This window comes from Variovorax sp. DXTD-1, assembly GCF_003984625.1.
In the GTDB taxonomy this organism is placed as follows: domain Bacteria; phylum Pseudomonadota; class Gammaproteobacteria; order Burkholderiales; family Burkholderiaceae_C; genus Variovorax.
Genome location: NZ_RWKH01000029.1, coordinates 25,736 through 48,194 on the forward strand (window position 1 = coordinate 25,736; position 22,459 = coordinate 48,194).

Genomic DNA, 22,459 nt, shown 5'->3' on the forward strand with positions numbered 1-22,459 from the left:
CGGTTCAGTTCAGTGCGGCGGATGAAGCCGGCGCATTGGCCGTGGTCGTGGCTGGTGCTTGCCAGCCGCCGCCGAGGGCGCGCGCCAGGCCCACTTGCGTGTCGAGGGCGCGGGCGGCAAGGTCCACGGCCAGGCGGCGTTGTGCGAGCACGGCGGTTTCCGCGGTCAGCACGTTGAGGTAGTTGCCAAGGCCCGCGCGATAGCGCTGCACGGCAATGTCGTAGGCGCCTTCGGCCGCGGTCTGCGCGTCGCGTTGTTCGGCCTGCTGGCGCGCGATCGACTGCGCGCTCGACACCTGGTCGGCCGCATCGCGCACCGCATCGATCACGGCGGCGTTGTAGCTCTCGATGGCGGCGTCGAGATCGGCCGCCTTGCCGCGCAGGTTGGCGCGCAGTTGGCCGCCTTCGAAGATCGGCAGATGGATGGCGGGGCCCACGCCCCACTGCTCGCTGCCCGACTTGAGCAGCTTGCCGAAGCCCAGGCTCTGGAAGCCGACGAAGGCCGTGAGGTTCACGTTGGGATAGAACTGCGTCTTGGCATTCGCCACGTCGCTGGTGGCGGCTTCGACGCGCCAACGCGCGGCCGCAATGTCGGCACGGCGGCCGAGCAGGTCGGCCGGAATGTTGGCCTGCAGCGCAATGGGCTTGACGGTTTCCAGCACCGGTGGCTTGAGCGATGCGGACACGTTGGGCTGGCCCACGAGCGCATCGAGCGCATGCTGCTGCAGCGCGATCTGTTCGTTGAGCGCTTCGATCTGCTGGCGTGCCTCGGGCAGGCCGCCTTCGCTCTGGCGCAGCTCGAGGCGAGTGTCGAGGCCGGCGGACACGCGGTCGCGCACGAGCTTGAGCGTTTCATCGCGCTGGGCCAGCGTGCGCTGGGCCACGCCAAGCTGCTCGTTCAACCGGGCCCATTGAAAGTAGCTGCGCGCCACGTTGCTGGCCAGCAGCACGCGCGCGGCATCGGCGTCGGCCGCGGCTGCGTTGGCGGCGCCGATAGCGGCCTCGAGCGCGGTGCGGTTCTTGCCGAAGAAGTCGAGCTCCCAGCTTGCGCCGAGCTGCAGCAGGCCGATGTTCTGGGTCGAACCGCCGAGCGGTGCAGGATAGATGTAGTTGCTGTTGAACTTCTGGCGGTTCAGGTCGAGCTCGCCGTTCACCTTGGGCTTCAGCGCCGACTCGGCAATGTCCGCGGAAGCCTGCGCCCGCGCGAGGCGTGCACGTGCCACCTGGAGGTTCGGATTGCCGGCCACGGCCTGGTCGACCAGCGTGTTGAGTTGCGCGTCGCCGAATGCCCGCCACCATTGGCTGTCGACACTGGGCACGACCGCGGCGCTGGTGTCCGCGGCAATGCCGAGCGACGACGCATCGCGCAGCCTGGCATGCGAACCGATGCCGGCCATGTCGGCACAGCCGGCCAGCGCAACCACCAGCAGCGCGGCGGCCATGACGGGGGCGCGCCGCACGGCGCAGGCAGCAAAAGAATCAGTCATTTTTTTCTCCACGGGCTGCAAGGGCCTGCGCGTTGTCGAGGATGCGGCGCAGATAGCCCTTGAGCTGCTCCCATTCCTCTTTGGTGAAACCCGCCAGGTGTTCGTTCTGCACGCGGCTGAGCACGTACGGCACTTCCTTGGCGGCGGCGCGGCCTTCTTCGGTGAGTTCGATGTTGACCACGCGACGGTCTTCGAGCGATCGCACACGGCGGCACAGGCCCTTGGCTTCGAGGCGGTCGAGCAGGCGCGTCATCGCACCCGTGTCGAGTTCACAGGCGCGGGCGAGTTCGGCCACCGTGGTGGCGGCGCCGACGTGCAGCTTGTACAGCGGCAGCCATTGCGGAAAGGTCGGGCTGCCGGGCTCGCACATGCGGGTTTCGACCGCCTGCGCCACCGCACTCAAGATGCGGCGCATGAGATAGCCGATGCTCTCTTCGGCCTGGTAGGTCTCGGCGCGATAGAAGTCGGCCGGCCGGCGCTCGGCGCCTCCAGAAGCCGGCGGGACTTGCGGGGTGTCTGTATCGCTCATGGCCTGAATATTAGTTGCCTCAGCAATTATTGTCAAGGCTGCCTTTGTGAAGGCAAGGGTCGGTAGAATCCGCGCCATGGCTTCTTCCCCCCTGTCCTCACCGGCCAAGGGCTCGCCCCGATCGCTGTCGGGCCTGAGCCCTTTTCTTCGGCCCTACCGCGTGCAGATCGTCCTGGCGGGCATTTTTCTGGTGATGGCTGCCGTCACGACGCTGGTGTTTCCGCTGGCGCTGCGAAGCCTGATCGACGGCGGACTGGTCAGCTCCGACAAGGGCGCGCAGACCATGGCGCTGCGCGAACATTTCGGCGCCCTCTTCGCCGTGGCCGTCGCGCTGGGCCTGTTCTCGGCGGCGCGCTTCTATACGGTGAGCTGGCTCGGCGAGCGCGTGACGGCGGATCTGCGCAACGCGGTCTACGGCCATGTGCTGCGCCAGAGCCCGGCGTTCTTCGAAACGACGCAGACCGGCGAAGTGCTGTCGCGCCTGACGGCGGACACCACGCTGGTACAGACGGTGGTCGGCTCGTCCCTCAGCATGGGACTGCGCAATGCCGTCATGGGCGTGGGCGCGCTGGCGGTGCTGATCTGGACCAACCCCTATGTGATGGTGCAGGTGCTGGGCATTCTGGTGCTGGTGGTGCTGCCGAGCATGTGGTTCGGCCGGCGGGTGCGCAAACTCTCGCGCGCCAGCCAGGACCGCGTGGCCGATTCGAGCGCCATCGCGGCCGAGGTGCTCAACGCGATTCCGGTGGTGCAAAGCTACACGGCCGAAGCGCGCGAAGCCGGCCGCTTCAATGCGTCAACCGAGAACGCCTTCAGAACGGCCGTGCGGCGCACCAAGGCGCGTTCGGTGCTGGTGGCATTCATCATCATCGCCACGTCGGCGGCGCTGCTCTGGGGCCTGTACCAGGGCACGCAGGCCGTGCTGCGCGGCGACATCACAGCCGGCCACCTCGGCCAGACGGTCGTCTACGTCGCCATTCTTGCAAGCGCGACCGCCGTGCTCGGCGAGGTCTATGGCGACCTGTTGCGGGCAGCGGGCGCGACCGAGCGCCTGATGGAGCTGTTGCACGCGCCGGCGGCCATCGTTTCGCCGGCGAATCCCGCGGCCGCGCCGGTTCCGGTGGCGGGCAGCGCCGTCAAGTTCGAGGCGGTCACTTTCCACTACCCCTCCAGGCCCGGCACGCCAGCGCTGAAAGACTTCAGCCTGGACATTGCTCCCGGCGAAACGGTGGCGCTGGTGGGTTCGAGCGGCGCGGGCAAAAGCACGGTGTTCCAGCTGCTGCTGCGCTACTACGATCCGCAGTCGGGCCGGCTGCTGCTCGATGGCGCGCCGCTGGCTTCATTGGCATTGCCGGACCTGCGCACCCGCATTGGCCTGGTGCCGCAAGACGCGGTGATCTTCTCGGCCAGCGCCTTCGAGAACATTCGCTATGGCCGCCCGGAGGCGACGGCCGACGAGGTGCATGCGGCTGCGCGCGCGGCCTTTGCACACGACTTTTTGCAAGCGCTGCCTGAGGGCTACGACACCTTCCTTGGCGAACGCGGGGTGCGCCTGTCGGGCGGACAGCGACAGCGCATCGCGATTGCACGCGCCATTCTCAAGAACCCGCCGCTGCTGCTGCTCGACGAAGCCACGAGTGCGCTCGATGCCGAGAGCGAGCGCATGGTGCAGGCCGCGCTCGAGTCGGCCATGGAAGGCCGCACCACGCTGGTCATTGCGCACAGGCTCGCCACGGTGCAGAAGGCCGACCGCATCATCGTGCTCGACCATGGCGGCATCGTGGAACAGGGAACGCATGCCACGCTGGTGGCGCAAGGCGGGGTGTATGCCCGCCTGGCTGCGCTTCAATTCACTGCTTGACCCTGTTGTCGCTGCGGCAAGTCCGCAGCATAGACGCACCAGAGACGCAGCCTATTGCAGCGTTTCCTTGAGCGCCGCGGGAATCGGCAGCGGCATGACGGGAATGCCCTCGTCGAGCAGCGCTTCGGTCTGCTCGCGGGTCGCCTGGCCGCGGATACCGCGCTCTTCGGTTTCGCCGTAATGCATCTTGCGCGCCTCATCGGCGAAGCGGTCGCCGACGTCCTCGGTCTTTGCAAGAACTTCACGCACGGCGCGCATCCAGCGCGCCTCTGGAGACGATTCGACGGGCACCCGGGCTGAAGATGCTGCGGGTGCCGGCGATGCGGCGGCCTCTGCGGGCGCCTTGGCATTGCCCAGGTTGAGGCGCGGTGCGCTCAACAGCTTGACGATGCGCGTGTCGGCGCAGACCGGGCATTCGACCAGGCCATCGGCAAGTTGACTTTCAAAAGCTTCGTTGGACGCAAACCAGCCTTCGAAGCCGTGGCCGTGCGAGCAGCGGAGATCGAGAACCTTCATGCGCGGATTATCCCGCGCCGCCTTGCGAAGCGGTACCCTGCCAATCGAGCGCCCATGCGCCCGAAAGGACGTTCTGCAGCCACAGCGTGCAAGTGAGCGACTTCGCGTCGGTGATCTTGCCTTCGCGGCACCAGTCGGCCACTTCTTGCGGCGTGGCCGTGAACACGTCGAGGAATTCGCCGTGGTCGAGCTGGCGCGTGCCGAGCGAGAGGCCGCGCGCAAAGTAGATGTGGATGATCTCGGTGGAATACGCCACCGCCAGGTGCATGGCGCCGGCATAGGCCCATTCGCGCGCGGTGTAGCCAGTTTCCTCGAGCAGTTCGCGCTGGCCGCAAACCAGCGGATCTTCGCCCGCATCGAGCTTGCCGGCCGGAAACTCGACCATCACATGTCCGACCGGATAGCGGTATTGCCGCTCCAGCACCACACGGCCATCGTCAAGAAGGGGAACCACCACCACGGCGCCCGGATGAATCACGTATTCGCGCGTGGCGGTATGCCCGTCGGGCAGCCGCACGGTGTCGCGGCAGACCTGGAGGAAATTGCCCTTGAGCAGAACCTCGCTGGCCGTGCGCTCTTCCTTCAGGTGCGAATCGATGGCGGGATCGGTCATGTCAGTGCCTGTGTTTCATCAGGTAGCGCCAGGTGAAACCGGGAAAGGCCAGCACGATGAAGAGAGCACCGGTCACGGCGTAGAACTCCCAGCCCTGCGGGGCAATCTGCCCTGCCCGGCTCTCGAACAGCAGGCCGACGCCGCCGGCCACGAAGTACAGCACCACCAGTTCGGCGAGCCGCACCGCGAGCGGCTTGGGCTGCGTGGCCAGCGGCACGACACCGAACAACCGCTCATTGAGGAACGGCAGGTTGGCCGCCACCAGCGCCACCAGCAGAACGACCCAGACCGACGCGGTTTGCGACACCGTGGGCAACCGCGATCAGTTGGCCAGCGTGGCCACGATCGCCTTGGCGCACAGCGTCATGAGGCCGCCGGGAACAATGCCCAGCACGAGAATGAGCAGGCCATTGACCGAGAGCACGGCGCGCACGTCGCGCGGCGCCGACACGGTGCTGGCGGTAACGGGCGCATCGAAGTACATGACCTTGACCACGCGCAGGTAGTAGAAGGCGCCGATCAGCGACATGATCACCGCGAACACCGCAAGACCGATGTAGATCGCCTGGCCCGAGGCGATCAGCGCCTGGAGCACCGCGAGCTTGGCGTAGAACCCGACCAGCGGCGGCAGGCCGGCGAGCGAGAACATCGCAATGGCCATCACGCCGGCATACAGCGGGCTGCGCTGGTTCAGGCCGGCCAGATCGGTGATTTCTTCGCTTTCGAAGCCTTCGCGCGCCAGCAGCAGAATGATGCCGAAGCTCGCCAGCGTGGTCAGAACGTAGGTCACGATGTAGAACATCGACGCGCTGTATGCGAACTGCGCGTTGTAGGTGTTGCCGTTGACCACGCCCGCCACCAGGCCCAGCAGCATGAAGCCCATCTGCGCAATGGTCGAGTAGGCCAGCATGCGCTTGAGGTTGGTCTGCGCAATGGCGGCCAGGTTGCCCACCAGCAGCGACGCAATCGCCAGCAGGGCCAGCATCTGCTGCCAGTCGATGGCCAGCGGCAGCAGCCCTTCCACCAGCAGCCGGATGATGATGGCAAAGGCGGCCAGCTCGGGCGCCGCGCCGATCAACAGCGTGACCGCGGTCGGTGCGCCCTGGTACACGTCGGGCACCCACATGTGGAAAGGCGCCGCCCCCACCTTGAAGGCCAGGCCCGCCACGATGAACACCAGGCCGAACACCAGCACCTGGTGGTTGACCTTGCCGCTGGCGATGATCTTGAACACTTCGTTCACGTCGAGCGAGCCGGTGGCGCCGTACAGCATCGAAAGGCCGTAGAGCAAGAAGCCGCTGGCCATGGCGCCGAGCACGAAGTACTTCATGGCCGCTTCGCTGGCCACCGCGTTGTCGCGGCGCAGCGCCACCAGGGCGTAGCTCGACAGCGTGAGCAATTCGAGACCCAGGTAGATCAGGAGGAAGTTGCTGCCCGAAATCATCACGAACATGCCCAGCAGCGCGAACATGCTGATGGTGAACAGTTCGCCGCCACGCAGCATCTCGCGGTCTGCCGCGTAGGGACGGCCGTAGACCAGCGTGACCATCAGCGCAACCGTGGCAAAGCACTTGAGCCAGTTGCCCATGGGGTCGCTCACGACCATGCCGCCAAAGCCGTAGATCGTCTTGCCGTCGTTGGCGGCCATGCCGGTCAGCACGGCCACCACGGCCAGCGTGAGCAGTGTGAGGATGTAGGTTCGCGTGCGGCGGGGGCTGGTGGTCGACAGGTCGACCAGCGCAATGATGCAGGCCATGACCAGCAGCACGATTTCGGGGTAGATCGCGACCCAGCTGAGTTTGTCAATCATCTCGTTCTCTTCTTCAGCGTGGAATCAGGGCAGTTTGGACGTTGCCACGTGGCGCAGGAGCTCCGTCACGGAAGCGTCCATCACATCGGTGAACGGCTTCGGATAGATGCCCATCCACAGCACGGCAATGGCCAGCAGCGAGAGCATCAGGAATTCGCGGGCATTGATGTCGGTGAGTTCCTTGACGTGGTCGTTGCCGACCGGGCCAAGGTACACGCGCTTGTACATCCAGAGGGTGTAGGCCGCACCGAAGATCAGTGCCGTTGCGGAGCCGAGGCCGATCCAGAAGTTGTACTTGACCGCGCCCAGGATGACCATCCACTCGCCCACGAAACCGGCGGTGCCCGGCAGGCCGCAATTGGCCATGGCGAACAGTAGCGCGAACGCGGCAAACTTGGGCATGGTGTTCACCACGCCGCCGTAGTCGGCAATCTGGCGCGAATGCACGCGGTCATAGAGCACGCCGATGCCCAGGAACATGGCGCCCGAGACGAAACCGTGCGCAATCATCTGCACGATGCCGCCGGACACGCCCAGCTCGTTGAAGATGAAGAAGCCGAGCGTCACGAAGCCCATGTGCGCAACCGATGAATAAGCCACGAGCTTCTTCATGTCTTCCTGCACCAGCGCCACCAGGCCGACGTAGATCACCGCGATGAGCGACAGCGCGATCATGAGCCAGGCCCATTCGTGCGAGGCATCGGGTGCGATCGGCATCGAGAAGCGCAGGAAGCCATAGGCGCCGAGCTTCAGCATGATGGCCGCCAGCACGGCCGAGCCGCCGGTCGGCGCCTCGACGTGCACGTCGGGCAGCCAGGTGTGGACCGGCCACATCGGCACCTTGACGGCAAAGGCGGCGAAGAACGCGAAGAACAGGAAGGTCTGCGCCTTCGAATCCAGCGGCAGCTTGTGCCAGGTCAGGATGTCGAAGCTGCCGCCCGACTTGTTGTACAGGTAGATCAGCGCCACCAGCATCAGCAGCGAGCCGAGCAAGGTGTAGATGAAGAACTTGAACGCCGCGTAGATCTTGTTCGGGCCGCCCCAGATGCCGATGATCAGGTACATCGGGATCAGCGTGGCTTCGAAGAACACGTAGAAAAGCACGCCGTCGAGCGCGGCGAATACGCCGATCATGAAACCCGAAAGAATCAGGAACGCGCCCATGTACTGGTTGACGCGCTCGGTAATCACTTCCCAGGCCGAGATCACGACTACCACGGTAATGAACGAGGTCAGCAGCACCAGCCAGAGCGACAACCCGTCGACACCGAGGTGGTAGTTGACGTTGAAGCGCGCGATCCAGCTCGTCTTCTCGACGAACTGCATTGCGGCGGTGCCGTTCTGGAAGCCGGTGTAAAGCGGCACGGTGACCAGGAAGCTGACGATCGCGCCGACCAGTGCGACCCAGCGCACGCCCCTGGCGTTCTCGTCACGCCCAAACGCCAGCAGCGCGGTACCGAATGCGATCGGCACCCAGATGGCAAGGCTCAACAAACCCATTTTTCTTTTTCTCCAGCGTTCGGGCTCAGCGTTTGAACCAGACGAAGTACGTCATCAGGATGAAGATGCCGAGCAGCATCGCAAAGGCGTAGTGATAGATGTAGCCCGACTGCAGCCACCGCACCACACCGGAGATGCGGCCGACGACCTTCCACGAACCATTGACCACGGCACCATCGATCAGCGCCTGGTCACCGCCCTTCCACAGGCCGGTGCCAAGGGCACGCGCACCGCGGGCGATGATGTTCTCGTTGATCCAGTCGAGGTAGTACTTGTTGTCGAGCAGGCGATAGACCGGGCCGAAGGCGCGCTTGATCGCAGTCGGCACCGCCGGGAACTGCATGTACATGAGGTACGAAACAACCACGCCCGCCAGAGCCAGCCAGAACGGCGCCGTCTGCAAGCCGTGAATCGCCATGGCGACCGGGCCGTGGAAGGCTTCGCCGAGTTCCTTCATGGCGTGGTGCTTGGCGGCGTCCACGAAGATCGCGTCCTTGAAGAACTCGCCGAAGAGCATCGGCTGGATCGTCATGAAGCCGATCACCACGGACGGAATGGCCAGCAGCACCAGCGGCAGCCAGACCACCATCGGCGACTCGTGCGGCTTGTGGTCGTGGTGGCCATGGCCGTGGTCGTCGCCATGCGCGGCATGGTCGTCATGGTGTGCGTCGGGGTTCTGGTCGTAGCGCTCCTTGCCGTGGAACACCAGGAAGTACATGCGGAACGAGTAGAACGCCGTCACGAACACGCCTGCCAGCACTGCGTAGTAAGCAAACTGCGCACCCCACAGGTGGCTTTCGTGCACCGCCTCGATGATGCTGTCCTTCGAGTAGAAGCCCGAGAAGAACGGCGTGCCGATCAGCGCGAGCGACCCCAGCAGCGACGTGATCCAGGTGATGGGCATGTACTTGCGCACGCCGCCCATCCAGCGGATGTCCTGATTGTGGTGCATGCCGATGATCACCGAGCCCGCGCCCAGGAACAGCAGCGCCTTGAAGAAGGCGTGTGTCATCAGGTGGAACACCGCGACCGAATAGGCCGAGGCGCCGAGCGCCACCGTCATGTAGCCGAGCTGCGAGAGCGTCGAGTACGCCACCACGCGCTTGATGTCGTTCTGGATGATGCCCAGGAAGCCCATGAACAGCGCCGTGATGGCGCCGATCACCAGGATGAACGACAGCGCCGTGTCGCTGAGTTCGAACAGCGGCGACATGCGCGCCACCATGAAGATGCCTGCCGTCACCATCGTTGCCGCGTGGATCAGCGCGGAGATGGGCGTCGGGCCTTCCATCGAGTCGGGCAGCCACACGTGCAGCGGGAACTGCGCGCTCTTGCCCATGGCGCCGATGAACAGGCAGATGCAGATCACGGTCACCAGCATCCACTCGGTGCCGGGGAACGTGATGCCGGCCAGCGTGCCGGCCTTGGCAAAGGCTTCGCCGTAGTTCAGTGTGCCGGCATAGGCCGCGATCAGGCCGATGCCCAGGATGAAGCCGAAGTCGCCCACGCGGTTGACCAGGAAGGCCTTCATGTTGGCGAAGATGGCCGTGGGCTTGTTGAACCAGAAGCCGATCAGCAGGTACGACACCAGGCCCACCGCTTCCCAGCCGAAGAACAGCTGGAGCATGTTGTTGCTCATGACGAGCATCAGCATCGAGAAGGTGAAGAGCGAGATGTACGCGAAGAAGCGGTTGTAGCCCTCGTCTTCTTCCATGTAGCCGATGGTGTAGATGTGCACCATCAGCGAGACGAAGGTCACCACGCACATCATCATGGCCGTGAGGCCGTCGACCAGGAAGCCGACTTCCATCTTCAGGCCGCCGACCACCATCCATTCGTAGATGGTGGCGTTGAAGCGGGCGCCATCGACGACGACCGACTTCAGCGTCATGGCCGAGATGATGAAGGCGACCAGCACGCCGAGGATGGTCAGCGAATGCGTGACTTTGCGGCCGATGTGGTTGCCGCCGAACTTCGTGCCGAACAGGCCTGCGACGGCGGCGCCGACCAGGGGTGCCAGCGGCACGGCCAGCAGGGTGGATGCGGAAAGGGTTGCGCTCATGTTGCTGTCAACCCTTGAGCGAGTTGAGTTCGTCGACGTTGATGTTCGACTTGTTGCGGAACAGCAGGACCAGCAGGGCCAGGCCGATGGCCGACTCGGCCGCGGCCACCGTCAGGATGAAGAACACGAAGATCTGGCCGTGCATGTCGCCCAGGTAGTACGAGAACGCCACGAAGTTCATGTTCACCGCGAGCAGCATCAGCTCGATAGCCATCAGCAGCACGATGAGGTTCTTGCGGTTCAGGAAAATGCCGATCACCGAGAGCGCAAAGAGCATTGCGCCGAGCGAAAGAAAGTGTCCGAGCGTGAGCGTCATGCCTTGTTTTCCTTTGCCGCTGCTGCGCCTGCATCTGCGGGTGCTTCCACCACCGGCTCGGCGGCGCGCGTGACCTGCATCTGCACGATGCGCACGCGGTCGCGCGCCTTCACGCGCACCTGGTCGGACGGGTTGACGTACTTGCTGTCCTTGCGGGTACGCAGCGTCAGGGCAATGGCGGCCACGATGGCCACCAGCAGAATGACGGCCGCAATTTCGAGCGGATACAGGTACTCGGAATAAAGCAGCTTGCCGAGCTCGAGCGTGTTCGAGCTGTTGGCCGCAACGGCAGCCCCGGCGCGCGGCGCCTCGGCCAGGCGGAAGCCGCCCATCAGCACCGCAGCCATTTCAAGCGCAATGAGCGCCCCCACGCCGGCAGCCAGCGGAAAGTGCTTCCAGAACCCCTGTCGCAAGCCGTCCACGTTGATGTCCAGCATCATCACGACGAACAGGAACAGCACCATCACCGCCCCGACGTAGACGAGCACCAGCGCAATCGCCAGGAACTCGGCACGCAGCAGCAGCCAGATCGCCGATGCCTGGAAGAAGGCGAGCACCAGGTACAGCGCCGCGTACACGGGGTTGCGGGCGGTGATGACGCGGAAGGCCGCGAACAGCAGCACCGCGGCAAACAGATAGAACAGACCGGTCTTGACGTCCATTGGAATTCGAATTGGTACGGGGTTCGGGCTGGTCGGATCAGCGGTACTTGGCGTCAGCCGCCTTGTTCGCTGCAATTTCTTTTTCGTAGCGATCGCCCACGGCCAGCAGCATGTCCTTGGTGAAGTACAGGTCGCCGCGTTTTTCGCCGTGATATTCGAAGATGTGGGTCTCGACGATCGAATCGACCGGGCAGCTTTCTTCGCAGAAACCGCAGAAGATGCACTTGGTCAGGTCGATGTCGTAGCGCGTGGTGCGGCGCGAGCCGTCGTCGCGCACATCGGATTCGATGGTGATGGCCAGCGCGGGGCACACGGCCTCGCAGAGCTTGCAGGCGATGCAGCGCTCTTCGCCGTTTTCGTAGCGGCGCAGCGCATGCAGGCCGCGAAAGCGCGGCGACAGCGGCGTTTTTTCTTCGGGGAATTGCACCGTGATCTTGCGGGCGAAAGCGTACTTGCCGGTGATGGCCAGACCCTTGAACAGTTCGAACAGCATGAAGCTGCCCAGAAAGTCCTTGAGCGAGAACGGAGCGGACGTTGTTGCGGTATGCGCAGCAGACATGATGTTGGCGCTTCCAGTTATTTCCAGATGTTGAACGGGGTCTGCATCCAGGCGCCGACCACGACCAGCCACACGAGCGTGACCGGAATGAAGATCTTCCAGCCCAGACGCATGATCTGGTCATAGCGGAAGCGCGGGAACGTCGAGCGAACCCACAGGAACATGGTGACCACGCAGAAAGTCTTGGCACCGAGCCAGATCCAGCCCGGGATGAAGCTCAGGAACTCGAACGGCGGCAGCCATCCGCCGAGGAACAGCACGACGCACAGGATCGAGACCAGCCACATGTTGGCGTACTCGGCCAGGAAGAACATCGCGAAGCTCATGCCCGAGTACTCGATCATGTGGCCCGCGACGATTTCGGACTCGCCTTCGACCACGTCGAAGGGGTGGCGGTTGGTTTCGGCCAAGCCCGAGATGAAGTAGACGACGAAGATCGGCAGCAGCGGCAGCCAGTTCCACGACAGGAAGCCAAGGCCCATCTCGGCAAAGGTACCCTTGCCCTGCACATTCACGATTTCGCTCATGTTCAGGCTGCCCGAAACCATCAGCACCACGACGAAGCAGAAGCCCATCGCGATTTCGTAGCTCACCATCTGTGCCGAGGCGCGCAGCGCGCCCAGGAAGGCGTACTTCGAGTTGGAAGCCCAGCCCGCGATGATCACGCCGTAGACCTCGAGCGAGGTGATGGCCATGACGAACAGCAGCCCGGCATTGATGTTGGCCAGCGCCATTTCGGGGCCGAACGGAATCACGGCCCATGCGACGAGCGCCGGCATGATGGTCATGATCGGGCCCAGCAGGAACAGGCCCTTGTTGGCGACCGTCGGAAGAATGATTTCCTTGGTCATCAACTTGAGCGCGTCGGCAATGGGCTGCAGCAGGCCCAGGGGCCCGATGCGGTTCGGGCCCACGCGGATCTGCGTGAAGCCGATGGCCTTGCGTTCCCACAGCGTGAGGTAGGCCACGGCGCCCATCAGCGGAAGCACGACCACGATGATCTTGATCAGCGTCCAGATCACGGGCCAGCCCGCGGACGTCCACCAGCCGGCGTTGATCAGCCCTTGGCCGAAAGCATGCACTGCGTCGATCATGCCAATGCCTCCTCGGCACGGGCCGGTGCGGCCGTCATTTCGTTGCGCGCGTCGGCGGTGAGTTGCAGCGACGGTGCGCGGCGCACGATGGAGTCGAGCTGATAGATGCTCGCCACCACGGGTGCGGAAACCGCACCATTCGAAGCCACGGCCTTCGCGGCGGTTGCGTTGCGAAGCGCATCTGCCGGCACGGCGCCGTTGTCGCCGATGGTGCGGAGCACTTCAGCGGTCGATTCGAAGGCAAAGCCAGGCAGCCCGAGCAGGTTGGCCAGCACGCGCAGCACCTTCCAGGCCGGGCGCGTCTCGCCTTGCGGCTTGACGACGGCATGGAAACTTTGCAAGCGGCCTTCGGCGTTGACGAAGGTACCGGGCGTTTCGGTGAACGGCGCGATGGGCAGCAGCACGTCACTGAACTCGAGGTTGGCCTTGAAGGGGCTCAAGGTGACGACCATTTGCGCATTGCCGATGACATCGGCGGCTGCGGCACCCGCGGCCGAGTCGAACACCGGTTCGGTGTTGAGCAGCATCACGGCCTTGAGGCCGGAACCCGCCGTCAGCATGCGGCCGGCATCGAGGCCGCCGTTCTTGGGGAATGCGCCGACGAGCTGCGCACCCACGGTGTTGGCGGCTTCGGTCAGGTAGCCGACAGTGGCGCCGGTCTGCGTGCCGATCCAGTTTGCAAGGGCCAGCAGGCTGCTGGCTTGCGCGTGGTGGGCGGCGGCATTGCCGAGCAGGATGGCCTTGCGCTCACCGCTCAGCAGCGAAGCTGCAATGGCTTGCGCCGCGGCATCGGGTGCGTTTGCCGGTGCGAGCGGCGCGGCCTGGCCGGTGGTCTGGCCCACGGCGGCGGCAACGCCGGCGAGCACTTCGACCCACTGGCCGGCGTCGACGATCGATGCCTGCGCCACGCTCATGGCCCACGCTTCGCGGTCCGCCATCAGGTTGGACGAGGTCAGCACCGACAGCGCGGCGCCCTTGCGCACGGCCTGGCGGATGCGCTGCGCGAACAGCGGATGGTCCTTGCGCAGGTTCGAGCCGATCACGAATGCGCGCTGCAACTGCGTGAGCGATGCGATCGAGGTGCCGAGCCAGCGCACGCCTTCGAACGCCGTGAATTCGGCATTGCGCAGGCGATAGTCGATGTTGTCGCTGCCGAGCTCACGCGTGAGCATGGCGGCAAGCTGCAGCTCTTCGAGCGTGCTGTGCGGGCTGACCAGCGTGCCGATGCTCTGCGCGCCGTGGTCGGCCTTGATCTGCTTCAGGCCGTTGGCCACGTACTCGAGCGCGGTCTGCCAGTCGACCTGCTGCCATTGGCCGCCCTGCTTGAGCATGGGCTGCGTGAGGCGTTCGGGGCCGTTGAGCCCTTCGTACGAAAAGCGGTCGCGGTCGGCAATCCAGCATTCGTTGACGTCTTCGTTCTCGAGCGGCACCACGCGCATGACGCGGTTGTTCTTGACCTGGACGATCAGGTTGGCGCCGGTGGAATCGTGCGGGCTCACCGACTTGCGGCGCGACAGTTCCCAGGTGCGGGCGCTGTAGCGGAACGGCTTGCTCGTGAGCGCGCCGACCGGGCAGATGTCGATCATGTTGCCCGAGAGTTCCGAGTCGACCGAGTCGCCGAGGAAGGTTTCGATTTCGGAATGCTCGCCGCGCTGGGTCATGCCGAGCTCCATCACGCCGGCCACTTCCTGGCCGAAGCGGACGCAGCGCGTGCAATGGATGCAGCGGCTCATCTCTTCCATGCTGATCAGCGGGCCGACGTCCTTGTGGAAGACGACGCGCTTTTCTTCTTCGTAGCGCGAAGAAGAACCACCGTAGCCCACGGCCAGGTCTTGCAACTGGCACTCGCCGCCCTGGTCGCAGATGGGGCAATCCAGCGGGTGGTTGATCAGGAGGAACTCCATGACCGACTGCTGCGCCTTGATGGCCTTTTCGCTCTTGGTGCGAACGATCATGCCCTGCGTGACGGGCGTGGCGCAGGCCGGCATCGGCTTGGGCGCCTTTTCCACATCGACCAGGCACATGCGGCAGTTGGCCGCGATGCTGAGCTTCTTGTGATAGCAGAAGTGCGGGATGTACGTGCCCGCCTTGTCGGCCGCATGCATGATCATGCTGCCTTCGGTCACGTCGACCTTCTTGCCGTCGAGTTCGATTTCGATCATGAGTATGTTTCTTCTCGCGCCAACAGACAGCCTCCGCCTTCGGCTGCGGTATTCACCTTGGGAACGGCCCGGCGGTTCATGCCTGGACCGGCGCCTTCGGGACGTAGCCCGGAATCAAGGCCTCGAACTCGTGGCGGAAGTGCTTGATCATGGCGCGCACCGGCATGGCCGCCGCGTCGCCGAGCGCGCAGATCGTGCGGCCCTGGATGTTGTCTGCCACGGAGTTGAGCAGGTCCATGTCCGACGCCCTGCCCTGCCCGTTGTGGATGCGGTCGACCACGCGGTACAGCCAGCCCGTGCCTTCGCGGCAGGGCGTGCACTGGCCGCAGGATTCGTGCATGTAGAAGTACGAGAGGCGCCGCAGCGACTCGACCATCGAGCGGCTGTCGTCCATGACGATGACCGCGCCCGAACCCAGCATGGAGCCGGCCTTGGCGATGGAGTCGTAGTCCATCGTGCATTCCATCATGATCGACGCCGGCAGCACCGGCGACGACGATCCACCGGGAATCACGGCCTTGAGCGTGCGGCCCTTGCGAACGCCGCCGGCCAGTTCAAGCAGCTTGGAGAACGGCGTGCCCATGGGCACTTCGTAGTTGCCGGGCAGCTCGACGTCGCCGCTCACCGAATAGATCTTGGTGCCGCCGTTGTTCGGCTTGCCGCACTCGAGGTAGGCCTGGCCGCCGTTGCGGATGATCCAGGGCACCGCCGCGAAGGTCTCGGTGTTGTTGATGGTGGTCGGCTTGCCGTACAGGCCAAAGCTGGCCGGGAACGGCGGCTTGAAGCGCGGCTGGCCCTTCTTGCCTTCGAGCGACTCGAGCAGCGCGGTTTCTTCGCCGCAGATGTAGGCGCCGAATCCGTGCGCCGCGTGCAACTGGAAGTTGTACGTGCTGCCCATGATGCCGTCGCCGAGGTAGCCGGCGGCGCGTGCCTCTTCGAGGGCCTCCTCGAAGCGGTCGTAGCTCTGGAAGATCTCACCGTGGATGTAGTTGTAGCCCACGCTGATGCCCATCGCATACGCGGCGATGGCCATGCCTTCGATCACGATGTGCGGGTTGAACTGCAGGATGTCGCGGTCCTTGCAGGTGCCCGGCTCGCCTTCGTCGGAATTGCAGACGAGGTACTTCTGGCCCGGGAACTGGCGCGGCATGAAGCTCCACTTCAGGCCGGTCGGAAAGCCTGCGCCGCCGCGGCCGCGCAGGCCCGATGCCTTCACTTCGGCGATCACCTGGTCGGGCGTGAGCCCCTCGGTGAGGATCTTGCGCAGCGCCTGGTAGCCGCCGCGCGCCTCGTAGTCGGCCAGGCGCCAGTTGGTACCGTCGAGGCCGGCATAGATCTGCGGCTCGATGTGGCGGTCATGGAAACAGGTCTGGACGCCCGTGGCCTGGAACTGCTGGAGCACTTGTTCGGGCGACATCATGCGGCCTCCCCTTTGGCTGCACCAATGGAAGTGCGCAGCCCGTCGATGAGCTGGTCGAGTTTCTCGTTGCTCATGAAGCTGCACATGGTGCGGTCGTTGACCAGCATCACGGGCGAATCGGCGCAGGCGCCCAAACATTCGCTCTGCTGCAGCGTGAACAGGCCGTCGGCCGTGGTCTCGCCCATCTTGATGCCGAGCTTCTTCTCGAGGTGAACGAGCGCGGTGACGCCGTCACGCAGCTGGCACGGCAGGTTGGTGCACACGTTGAGCTTGAACTTGCCCACCGGATGCTGGTTGTACATGTTGTAGAAGGTCGTCACCTCATGCACGGCGATGGGCGCCATGCCGAGGTAGTCGGCGATCTCGCGTTCGCGCTGCATGCTCACGAAGCCTTCGTCCTGCTGGACGATGGCCAGGCAGGCCATCGCGGCCGACTGCTTTCCCGCCTCGGGATACTTGGCCACCTCGCGCGCAAAGCGCTCGAGAATCGCGGGCTTCAGAGGAGCAGAAGGCGCCGTAGGCGCCGTGTCATGGTGGGTCGAGGAAGTCGTCATTCGCTCTTTCTCACCTGTCGATTTCGCCGAACACGATATCCATCGTGCCGATCACCGCGACAGCGTCGGCGATCATGTGACCGCGCGACATTTCGTCGAGGGCGGCGAGGTGCGGAAAACCGGGTGCGCGGATCTTCAGGCGATACGGCTTGTTGGCGCCGTCGCTCACGAGATAGATGCCGAACTCGCCCTTCGGGTGCTCGACGGCGGCATAGGCCTCGCCTTCGGGCACGTGGAAGCCTTCGGTGAAGAGCTTGAAATGGTGGATCAGCTCCTCCATGTTCGCCTTCATCGATTCGCGCGCGGGCGCGGCGACCTTGTGGTTGCTGGTGATGACCGGGCCGGGGTTGACACGCAGCCATGCCGAGCACTGCTGGATGATCTTGTTGGCCTGGCGCATTTCTTCCACGCGCACGAGGTAGCGGTCGTAGCAGTCGCCCGTCTTGCCGACCGGCACGTCGAACTGCATCTGGTCGTAGACGTCGTAGGGCTGCTTCTTGCGCAGATCCCATTCGACGCCCGAGCCGCGCAGCATGGGCCCGGTGAAGCCGAGGTTCAGCGCACGCTCCGGCGTGACCACGCCGATGCCCACGGTGCGCTGCTTCCAGATGCGGTTGTCGGTGAGCAGCGTTTCGTACTCGTCGACCATCTTCGGGAAGCGCTTGCAGAAGTCGTCGATGAAGTCGAGCAGCGAGCCCTGGCGATTCTCGTTGAGACGTTCGATCGCCTTCGCGTTCTTGATCTTGCTGACCTTGTACTGCGGCATTGCATCCGGCAGGTCGCGGTACACGCCGCCCGGACGGAAGTACGCCGCATGCATGCGCGCGCCCGACACGGCTTCGTACATGTCGAACAGGTCTTCACGCTCGCGGAAGCAGTAGATGAGCATGTTCATCGCGCCGCAGTCGAGGCCGTGCGCGCCGAGCCACAAGAGGTGGTTCAGCAGGCGGGTGATCTCGGCGAACATCACGCGGATGTACTGCGCGCGGATCGGCACTTCGAGCCCCATCATCCGCTCGATGGCCAGGCAGTAGGCGTGCTCGTTGGACATCATCGACACGTAGTCGAGACGGTCCATGTACGGCAGCGACTGGATGAAGGTGCGCGATTCGGCGAGCTTTTCGGTCGCGCGGTGCAACAGGCCGATGTGCGGATCGGCGCGCTGGATCACTTCGCCGTCGAGCTCGAGCACCAGGCGCAGCACGCCGTGCGCTGCAGGATGCTGGGGACCGAAGTTGAGTGTGTAGTTCTTGATTTCGGCCATATCAGTGCAAACCGCTGCCGTAGTTGTCTTCGCGAATCACGCGCGGCGTGATTTCCCGCGGCTCGATGGAGACCGGCTGGTAGATGACGCGCTTCTGCTCTTCGTCGTAGCGCATTTCGACGTGTCCCGACACCGGGAAGTCCTTGCGGAACGGATGGCCGATGAAACCGTAGTCGGTCAGGATGCGGCGCAGGTCGTCATGCCCTTCGAACACGATGCCGTAGAGGTCGAAGGCTTCGCGCTCGAACCACGTGGCGGCATTCCACACAGGCTGGAGCGAATCGACCACGGGCAGGTCTTCGCTCGGCGCAAACACCTTGAGGCGCACGCGCTGGTTGAGGCTCACCGAAAGCAGGTGCGTGACGACGCAATAGCGCTCGCCCTGCCACTCGCCTTCGCGGTAGTCTGAATAGTCCATGCCGCAGAGGTCGATCAGCTGCTCGAAGCGGCAACCGGGCGCATCGCGCAGCAGCGTGGCGGCTTCGATGTAGTCGGCAGCGCCGACCACCACGATCACCTCGCCCAGCGCGATCGTCACGCTCTTGGCCTTGGCACCGAGGGTCTCGGCGATGGTGGCGCGCAGCACCTCCGGCGATATTGCAAAGTCGGTCATCGTCGGCAGTCTCTCAGGCGCGGGCAATGGTGTTGGTGCGGCGAATCTTCTGCTGCAGCTGGATCACGCCGTAGAGCAAGGCCTCGGCGGTGGGCGGGCAACCCGGCACATAGACGTCCACGGGCACGATGCGATCGCAGCCGCGCACCACCGAATAGCTGTAATGGTAGTAGCCGCCGCCGTTGGCGCAGGAGCCCATGGAAAGAACCCAGCGCGGCTCGGGCATCTGGTCGTAGACCTTGCGCAGAGCGGGCGCCATCTTGTTGCACAGCGTGCCGGCCACGATCATCAGATCGGACTGGCGGGGGCTGGGCCGAAACAGCATGCCGAAACGGTCGATGTCGTAGCGGGCTGCGCCTGCGTGCATCATTTCGACGGCACAGCAAGCCAGACCGAAAGTCATCGGCCAGAGTGATCCGGTCTTCGCCCAGTTCACCACCGAGTCGTAGGTGGTGGTGACGAAGCCTTCCTTCATGACGCCTTCAATGGCCATTTTGATGATTCCTTGTCATTCCCAGTCGAGCGCGCCTTTTTTCCACTCGTAGGCAAAGCCCACGACGAGGATGGCGAGAAAGATCATCATGGCCCAGAAGCCGACGGCGCCGATTTCCTTGAGCGCAATGGCCCACGGAAAGAGAAAGGCAATCTCGAGATCGAACAGAATGAAGAGAATGGCGACGAGGTAATAGCGCACGTCGAATTTCATGCGCGCATCCTCGAAGGCCTCGAAGCCACACTCGTAGGGAGCGTTCTTCGCTGCGTCGGGCCGATTGGGACCCAGGATGTAGCCGATGACTTGCGGTGCGACACCTACACCGACACCGACCAAAATAAACAAAAGGACGGGGAGATAGGAATCGAGGTTCATCGGGAGATTTTCACCGCTTGCCACCGACAGAAACGCTCTGGATGACGTTTTCTGCCGGTGAGATTTGGTGCGGTCGGCGAGACTCGAACTCGCACAGCTTTCGCCACTACCCCCTCAAGATAGCGTGTCTACCAATTTCACCACGACCGCAGTTTTTTGTTCGGATGGCATGAGGTACCTGTGAAGGTGTTTGGCTTTCCGAACAGCTTTAGAGTTTACCCTGAAATGGAGCAGTTTCTCACTGGCGACTCCATGAAAACAACTTGATTATTTGTTCGGGATCTGGCCCGGACCCGAAACAGGCGCGGCGGGAGCCGAGGCAGGCGCATTGGCCGGCGCAGCGCCCGAGGTACCCGAGGGAATCTGGCCGGGAATTTGCCCTGCGGGAGCGGAAGCAGGCGTGGCGGGTGCGCCGACGGCTGCGCGCTCCAGCAGGCTGCCGCCGCCGGCGGGCCGTGCGTGGCTGAAATAGGCCAGCAGCAACGTGCAAACAAAGAACACCGCTGCCAGCACTGCCGTGGTGCGCGAAAGAAAATTCGCGCTGCCGCTTGCGCCAAACAGGCTGCCGGCGCTGCCGCTACCGAAGGCCGCGCCCATGTCGGCGCCCTTGCCGTGCTGGATCAGGATCAGCCCGATCATTGCAAGGGCCGACAGCATCTGCACGCCGACCAAAAGATTGAGGACCACATTCATTCGTTCTTACTCCTAATTGATGTCAGCCGCCCCTCGCGTTCAGCGAGCGGCAGCGGAAATGATCTGCAAAAAGTCTGCTGCCTTGAGCGAAGCGCCGCCGATGAGGCCGCCGTCGATGTCGGGCTGCGCCAGCAGCTGGGCGGCGTTGGCCGCGTTCATGCTGCCGCCATAAAGAATGCAGATGCCGGCCGCGTGTTCGCTGGCGGCATGGTGCAGTTGCGCACGCAGCACGGCGTGCACGGCCTGCGCCTGCTCGGGCGTGGCCGTCTTGCCGGTGCCGATGGCCCAGACGGGCTCATAGGCCACGACGATTTCACTGATGCAGTGGCCATTGACGTGGATCACCGCGGCAAGCTGGCGCTTGACGACTTCTTCGGTATGCCCGGCTTCACGTTCGGCCAGGGTTTCGCCCACGCAGACGATCGGCGTGATGCCGTTCGCGAGCGCAGCCGCCGTCTTGGCCGCCACCGCTTCGTCGGTTTCGCCGTGGTACTGGCGGCGCTCCGAATGGCCGACGATGGCATAGCGCACGCCGAATTCCTTCAGCATGGCCGCCGATTGCTCGCCGGTGAACGCACCTTGCGGGTGCGCCGAAATGTCCTGCGCACCAAGTGCAATGGCCTTCGAACCCGCCAGCAGCGATTGCAGCTGCGCGAAATACGGAGCCGGCGCGCAAAGCGCGACATCGCAACGGGCCGGCGCAGCGGCCAGGCCCTGCAGCAGGGCCTTCACCAGCGCCTCGTTGGCAGCCAGGCTGCCGTTCATCTTCCAGTTGCCGGCGATCAGCTTCTTCTTGGTTGTCATCGTGTTGTTGCCCGTCACCATGTCAGCACGATCTTGCCGATGTGCTGGTTGGATTCCATGAGTGCATGCGCCTGCGCCGCGCCACTGGGTTCGCCGCCCGCTGCAAAGGTGCTGTGGATCACGGGCTTGACCGCGCCGCTTTCGAGCAGCGGCCAGACCTTCTCGCGCAGCGCCTTGGCAATGGCGCCCTTGAACGCCACGGGCCGGGGACGCAGCGTCGAGCCGGTGATCACCAGCCGCTTGCGCAGCACCAGGCCCGCATTGAAATCGCTCTTGACCCCGCCCTGCACCGCGATGATCACCAGCCGGCCGTCTTCGGCCATGCATTCGATCTCGCGCGCCACGTAGTCGCCCGCAACCATGTCCAGGATCACGTCCACGCCCTTGCCGCCGGTGAGCTTCTTCGCCTCTTCGGCGAAATCGCTCGTGCGGTAGTTGATGGCGTGGTCCGCGCCCAGCTTCTTGCAGGCTTCGCACTTGTCGTCGCTGCCGGCCGTGACGATCACCGTCGCGCCCAGCGCCTTGGCGATCTGGATCGCCGTCACGCCGATGCCGCTCGAGCCGCCCTGGATCAGCAGGGTTTCGCCCTTTTGCAGGCGGCCCCGGTCGAACACGTTGCTCCACACGGTGAAGAAGGTCTCGGGCAGCGAAGCCGCCTCGATGTCGCTCCAGCCCTTGGGCACCGGAAGGCATTGCGCCAGAGGCGCCACGCACAGCTCGGCATAGCCGCCGCCGGCGATCAGCGCGCAGACCCGGTCGCCGATCTTGAAGCCCGCCTCGGCCAGGGCCGCGGCATCGCCCGACACGATCTCGCCGGCCACTTCGAGGCCCGGCAGGTCGGAGGCGCCCGGCGGCACCGGGTAGTGCCCCTTGCGCTGCAACACGTCCGGACGATTCACGCCGCTGGCTGCGACGCGAATCAACAGTTCGCCCACGCCGGCCACCGGATCGGGACGCTCCACGGCGCGCAGCACCTCAGGGGCGCCGTACGAAGTGATTTCAATGGCTTTCATGGTCTTTGGCCTGCAACGCCCGTGTTCCGGGCGTGGTTAGCTGTTTAAAAAGTTGGCAAC

General features: G+C 64.3%; 23 protein-coding genes and 1 tRNA gene. 1 reads left to right on the forward strand and 23 read right to left on the reverse strand.

Translation table 11 applies throughout. The features are described 5' to 3' along the window. Positions 1-4: 4 nt before the first annotated feature. Together EJI00_RS22570 and EJI00_RS22575 are read right to left on the reverse strand one after the other, a co-directional pair. Positions 5-1,486, reverse strand: coding sequence for an efflux transporter outer membrane subunit (locus tag EJI00_RS22570; protein WP_126749717.1), 1,482 nt, complete (start codon positions 1,484-1,486; stop codon positions 5-7). Continuing rightward, on the reverse strand, positions 1,479-2,015 hold the full coding sequence (locus EJI00_RS22575; RefSeq protein ID WP_126749718.1) for a MarR family winged helix-turn-helix transcriptional regulator: 537 nt from the start codon (positions 2,013-2,015) through the stop codon (positions 1,479-1,481). Before EJI00_RS22575 ends, EJI00_RS22570 begins: the two co-directional genes overlap by 8 nt. Before the next feature lie 76 nt (positions 2,016-2,091). On the opposite strand from EJI00_RS22575, the gene EJI00_RS22580 reads away from it, so the two are divergent. Then, the gene (locus tag EJI00_RS22580; protein ID WP_126749719.1) at positions 2,092-3,876 is read left to right on the forward strand and encodes an ABC transporter transmembrane domain-containing protein; all 1,785 of its coding nucleotides are present in this window, start codon (positions 2,092-2,094) and stop codon (positions 3,874-3,876) included. Between the two features lie 51 nt (positions 3,877-3,927). Here EJI00_RS22580 and EJI00_RS22585 read toward each other — a convergent pair whose 3' ends face one another. From EJI00_RS22585 to EJI00_RS22685, 21 genes are all read right to left on the reverse strand, one after another. Next, positions 3,928-4,392 (reverse strand): DUF1178 family protein, encoded by a 465-nt coding sequence (locus EJI00_RS22585; protein ID WP_126749720.1) that lies wholly within the window; start codon positions 4,390-4,392, stop codon positions 3,928-3,930. Positions 4,393-4,399: 7 nt separating this feature from the next. Beyond that, positions 4,400-5,005 carry an NUDIX domain-containing protein gene (locus tag EJI00_RS22590; RefSeq protein WP_126749721.1) on the reverse strand — a complete coding sequence of 202 codons (606 nt, stop codon included), beginning with the start codon at positions 5,003-5,005 and terminating at the stop codon, positions 4,400-4,402. A gap of 1 nt (position 5,006) precedes the next feature. Further along, the gene (locus tag EJI00_RS22595) at positions 5,007-5,312 is read right to left on the reverse strand and encodes a DUF2818 family protein (protein WP_126749722.1); all 306 of its coding nucleotides are present in this window, start codon (positions 5,310-5,312) and stop codon (positions 5,007-5,009) included. Positions 5,313-5,327: 15 nt separating this feature from the next. Next, complete coding sequence (gene nuoN, locus EJI00_RS22600) at positions 5,328-6,815, reverse strand: NADH-quinone oxidoreductase subunit NuoN (protein ID WP_126749723.1); 1,488 nt, start codon at positions 6,813-6,815, stop codon at positions 5,328-5,330. 24 nt (positions 6,816-6,839) lie between these two features. Next, on the reverse strand, positions 6,840-8,315 hold the full coding sequence (locus EJI00_RS22605; protein ID WP_126749724.1) for an NADH-quinone oxidoreductase subunit M: 1,476 nt from the start codon (positions 8,313-8,315) through the stop codon (positions 6,840-6,842). 25 nt (positions 8,316-8,340) lie between these two features. Next, complete coding sequence (gene nuoL, locus EJI00_RS22610) at positions 8,341-10,377, reverse strand: NADH-quinone oxidoreductase subunit L (protein WP_126749725.1); 2,037 nt, start codon at positions 10,375-10,377, stop codon at positions 8,341-8,343. Between the two features lie 7 nt (positions 10,378-10,384). After that, positions 10,385-10,693: an NADH-quinone oxidoreductase subunit NuoK gene (gene nuoK / locus EJI00_RS22615; RefSeq protein WP_012748597.1), complete on the reverse strand. Its 309-nt coding sequence runs from the start codon at positions 10,691-10,693 to the stop codon at positions 10,385-10,387. Further along, complete coding sequence (locus EJI00_RS22620) at positions 10,690-11,355, reverse strand: NADH-quinone oxidoreductase subunit J (RefSeq protein WP_126749726.1); 666 nt, start codon at positions 11,353-11,355, stop codon at positions 10,690-10,692. Before EJI00_RS22620 ends, nuoK begins: the two co-directional genes overlap by 4 nt. 37 nt (positions 11,356-11,392) lie before the next feature. Further along, the gene (gene nuoI / locus EJI00_RS22625; RefSeq protein ID WP_055805171.1) at positions 11,393-11,914 is read right to left on the reverse strand and encodes an NADH-quinone oxidoreductase subunit NuoI; all 522 of its coding nucleotides are present in this window, start codon (positions 11,912-11,914) and stop codon (positions 11,393-11,395) included. A 17-nt stretch (positions 11,915-11,931) separates the two neighbouring features. Then, on the reverse strand, positions 11,932-13,008 hold the full coding sequence (nuoH, locus tag EJI00_RS22630; RefSeq protein WP_126749727.1) for an NADH-quinone oxidoreductase subunit NuoH: 1,077 nt from the start codon (positions 13,006-13,008) through the stop codon (positions 11,932-11,934). After that, the gene (nuoG, locus tag EJI00_RS22635; RefSeq protein ID WP_126749728.1) at positions 13,005-15,170 is read right to left on the reverse strand and encodes an NADH-quinone oxidoreductase subunit NuoG; all 2,166 of its coding nucleotides are present in this window, start codon (positions 15,168-15,170) and stop codon (positions 13,005-13,007) included. The genes nuoH and nuoG overlap by 4 nt, the downstream gene beginning before the upstream one ends. Before the next feature lie 76 nt (positions 15,171-15,246). Then, positions 15,247-16,587 carry an NADH-quinone oxidoreductase subunit NuoF gene (nuoF, locus tag EJI00_RS22640; protein ID WP_126749748.1) on the reverse strand — a complete coding sequence of 447 codons (1,341 nt, stop codon included), beginning with the start codon at positions 16,585-16,587 and terminating at the stop codon, positions 15,247-15,249. Further along, complete coding sequence (nuoE, locus tag EJI00_RS22645) at positions 16,587-17,144, reverse strand: NAD(P)H-dependent oxidoreductase subunit E (RefSeq protein WP_260590820.1); 558 nt, start codon at positions 17,142-17,144, stop codon at positions 16,587-16,589. The genes nuoF and nuoE overlap by 1 nt, the downstream gene beginning before the upstream one ends. Before the next feature lie 10 nt (positions 17,145-17,154). Further along, complete coding sequence (locus tag EJI00_RS22650; RefSeq protein ID WP_126749729.1) at positions 17,155-18,408, reverse strand: NADH-quinone oxidoreductase subunit D; 1,254 nt, start codon at positions 18,406-18,408, stop codon at positions 17,155-17,157. Between the two features lies 1 nt (position 18,409). After that, positions 18,410-19,021 carry an NADH-quinone oxidoreductase subunit C gene (locus EJI00_RS22655; RefSeq protein WP_126749730.1) on the reverse strand — a complete coding sequence of 204 codons (612 nt, stop codon included), beginning with the start codon at positions 19,019-19,021 and terminating at the stop codon, positions 18,410-18,412. 13 nt (positions 19,022-19,034) lie between these two features. Then, positions 19,035-19,514 (reverse strand): NuoB/complex I 20 kDa subunit family protein, encoded by a 480-nt coding sequence (locus EJI00_RS22660; RefSeq protein WP_012748606.1) that lies wholly within the window; start codon positions 19,512-19,514, stop codon positions 19,035-19,037. 15 nt (positions 19,515-19,529) lie between these two features. Continuing rightward, positions 19,530-19,889, reverse strand: coding sequence for an NADH-quinone oxidoreductase subunit A (locus tag EJI00_RS22665; protein ID WP_012748607.1), 360 nt, complete (start codon positions 19,887-19,889; stop codon positions 19,530-19,532). A 65-nt stretch (positions 19,890-19,954) separates the two neighbouring features. Next, positions 19,955-20,039: transfer RNA gene (locus EJI00_RS22670), tRNA-Leu, on the reverse strand. 117 nt (positions 20,040-20,156) lie between these two features. Further along, positions 20,157-20,582, reverse strand: a complete 426-nt coding sequence (gene secG / locus EJI00_RS22675) for a preprotein translocase subunit SecG (RefSeq protein ID WP_126749731.1) — start codon at positions 20,580-20,582, stop codon at positions 20,157-20,159. 39 nt (positions 20,583-20,621) lie between these two features. Continuing rightward, a complete protein-coding gene (gene tpiA / locus EJI00_RS22680; protein WP_126749732.1) occupies positions 20,622-21,407 on the reverse strand; it encodes a triose-phosphate isomerase in 786 nt (261 codons plus the stop codon). Continuing rightward, on the reverse strand, positions 21,401-22,399 hold the full coding sequence (locus EJI00_RS22685; protein ID WP_126749733.1) for an NAD(P)H-quinone oxidoreductase: 999 nt from the start codon (positions 22,397-22,399) through the stop codon (positions 21,401-21,403). Before EJI00_RS22685 ends, tpiA begins: the two co-directional genes overlap by 7 nt. Between the last annotated feature and the right edge of the window lie 60 nt (positions 22,400-22,459).

What these genes read in the sequence shown, in the direction of transcription:
- nuoK (WP_012748597.1), bottom strand. Translation starts at nt 10,693, where the DNA reads ATGACGCTCACGCTCGGACACTTTCTTTCGCTCGGCGCAATGCTCTTT.
- EJI00_RS22685 (WP_126749733.1), bottom strand. Translation starts at nt 22,399, where the DNA reads ATGAAAGCCATTGAAATCACTTCGTACGGCGCCCCTGAGGTGCTGCGC.
- EJI00_RS22655 (WP_126749730.1), bottom strand. Translation starts at nt 19,021, where the DNA reads ATGACCGACTTTGCAATATCGCCGGAGGTGCTGCGCGCCACCATCGCC.
- EJI00_RS22580 (WP_126749719.1), top strand. Translation starts at nt 2,092, where the DNA reads ATGGCTTCTTCCCCCCTGTCCTCACCGGCCAAGGGCTCGCCCCGATCG.
- EJI00_RS22570 (WP_126749717.1), bottom strand. Translation starts at nt 1,486, where the DNA reads ATGACTGATTCTTTTGCTGCCTGCGCCGTGCGGCGCGCCCCCGTCATG.
- EJI00_RS22590 (WP_126749721.1), bottom strand. Translation starts at nt 5,005, where the DNA reads ATGACCGATCCCGCCATCGATTCGCACCTGAAGGAAGAGCGCACGGCC.
- nuoH (WP_126749727.1), bottom strand. Translation starts at nt 13,008, where the DNA reads ATGATCGACGCAGTGCATGCTTTCGGCCAAGGGCTGATCAACGCCGGC.
- tpiA (WP_126749732.1), bottom strand. Translation starts at nt 21,407, where the DNA reads ATGGTGACGGGCAACAACACGATGACAACCAAGAAGAAGCTGATCGCC.
- nuoF (WP_126749748.1), bottom strand. Translation starts at nt 16,587, where the DNA reads ATGTCGCCCGAACAAGTGCTCCAGCAGTTCCAGGCCACGGGCGTCCAG.
- EJI00_RS22660 (WP_012748606.1), bottom strand. Translation starts at nt 19,514, where the DNA reads ATGGCCATTGAAGGCGTCATGAAGGAAGGCTTCGTCACCACCACCTAC.
- EJI00_RS22650 (WP_126749729.1), bottom strand. Translation starts at nt 18,408, where the DNA reads ATGGCCGAAATCAAGAACTACACACTCAACTTCGGTCCCCAGCATCCT.
- EJI00_RS22620 (WP_126749726.1), bottom strand. Translation starts at nt 11,355, where the DNA reads ATGGACGTCAAGACCGGTCTGTTCTATCTGTTTGCCGCGGTGCTGCTG.
- EJI00_RS22665 (WP_012748607.1), bottom strand. Translation starts at nt 19,889, where the DNA reads ATGAACCTCGATTCCTATCTCCCCGTCCTTTTGTTTATTTTGGTCGGT.
- secG (WP_126749731.1), bottom strand. Translation starts at nt 20,582, where the DNA reads ATGAATGTGGTCCTCAATCTTTTGGTCGGCGTGCAGATGCTGTCGGCC.
- EJI00_RS22575 (WP_126749718.1), bottom strand. Translation starts at nt 2,015, where the DNA reads ATGAGCGATACAGACACCCCGCAAGTCCCGCCGGCTTCTGGAGGCGCC.
- nuoG (WP_126749728.1), bottom strand. Translation starts at nt 15,170, where the DNA reads ATGATCGAAATCGAACTCGACGGCAAGAAGGTCGACGTGACCGAAGGC.
- EJI00_RS22605 (WP_126749724.1), bottom strand. Translation starts at nt 8,315, where the DNA reads ATGGGTTTGTTGAGCCTTGCCATCTGGGTGCCGATCGCATTCGGTACC.
- nuoL (WP_126749725.1), bottom strand. Translation starts at nt 10,377, where the DNA reads ATGAGCGCAACCCTTTCCGCATCCACCCTGCTGGCCGTGCCGCTGGCA.
- nuoE (WP_260590820.1), bottom strand. Translation starts at nt 17,144, where the DNA reads ATGACGACTTCCTCGACCCACCATGACACGGCGCCTACGGCGCCTTCT.
- nuoI (WP_055805171.1), bottom strand. Translation starts at nt 11,914, where the DNA reads ATGTCTGCTGCGCATACCGCAACAACGTCCGCTCCGTTCTCGCTCAAG.
- EJI00_RS22585 (WP_126749720.1), bottom strand. Translation starts at nt 4,392, where the DNA reads ATGAAGGTTCTCGATCTCCGCTGCTCGCACGGCCACGGCTTCGAAGGC.
- nuoN (WP_126749723.1), bottom strand. Translation starts at nt 6,815, where the DNA reads ATGATTGACAAACTCAGCTGGGTCGCGATCTACCCCGAAATCGTGCTG.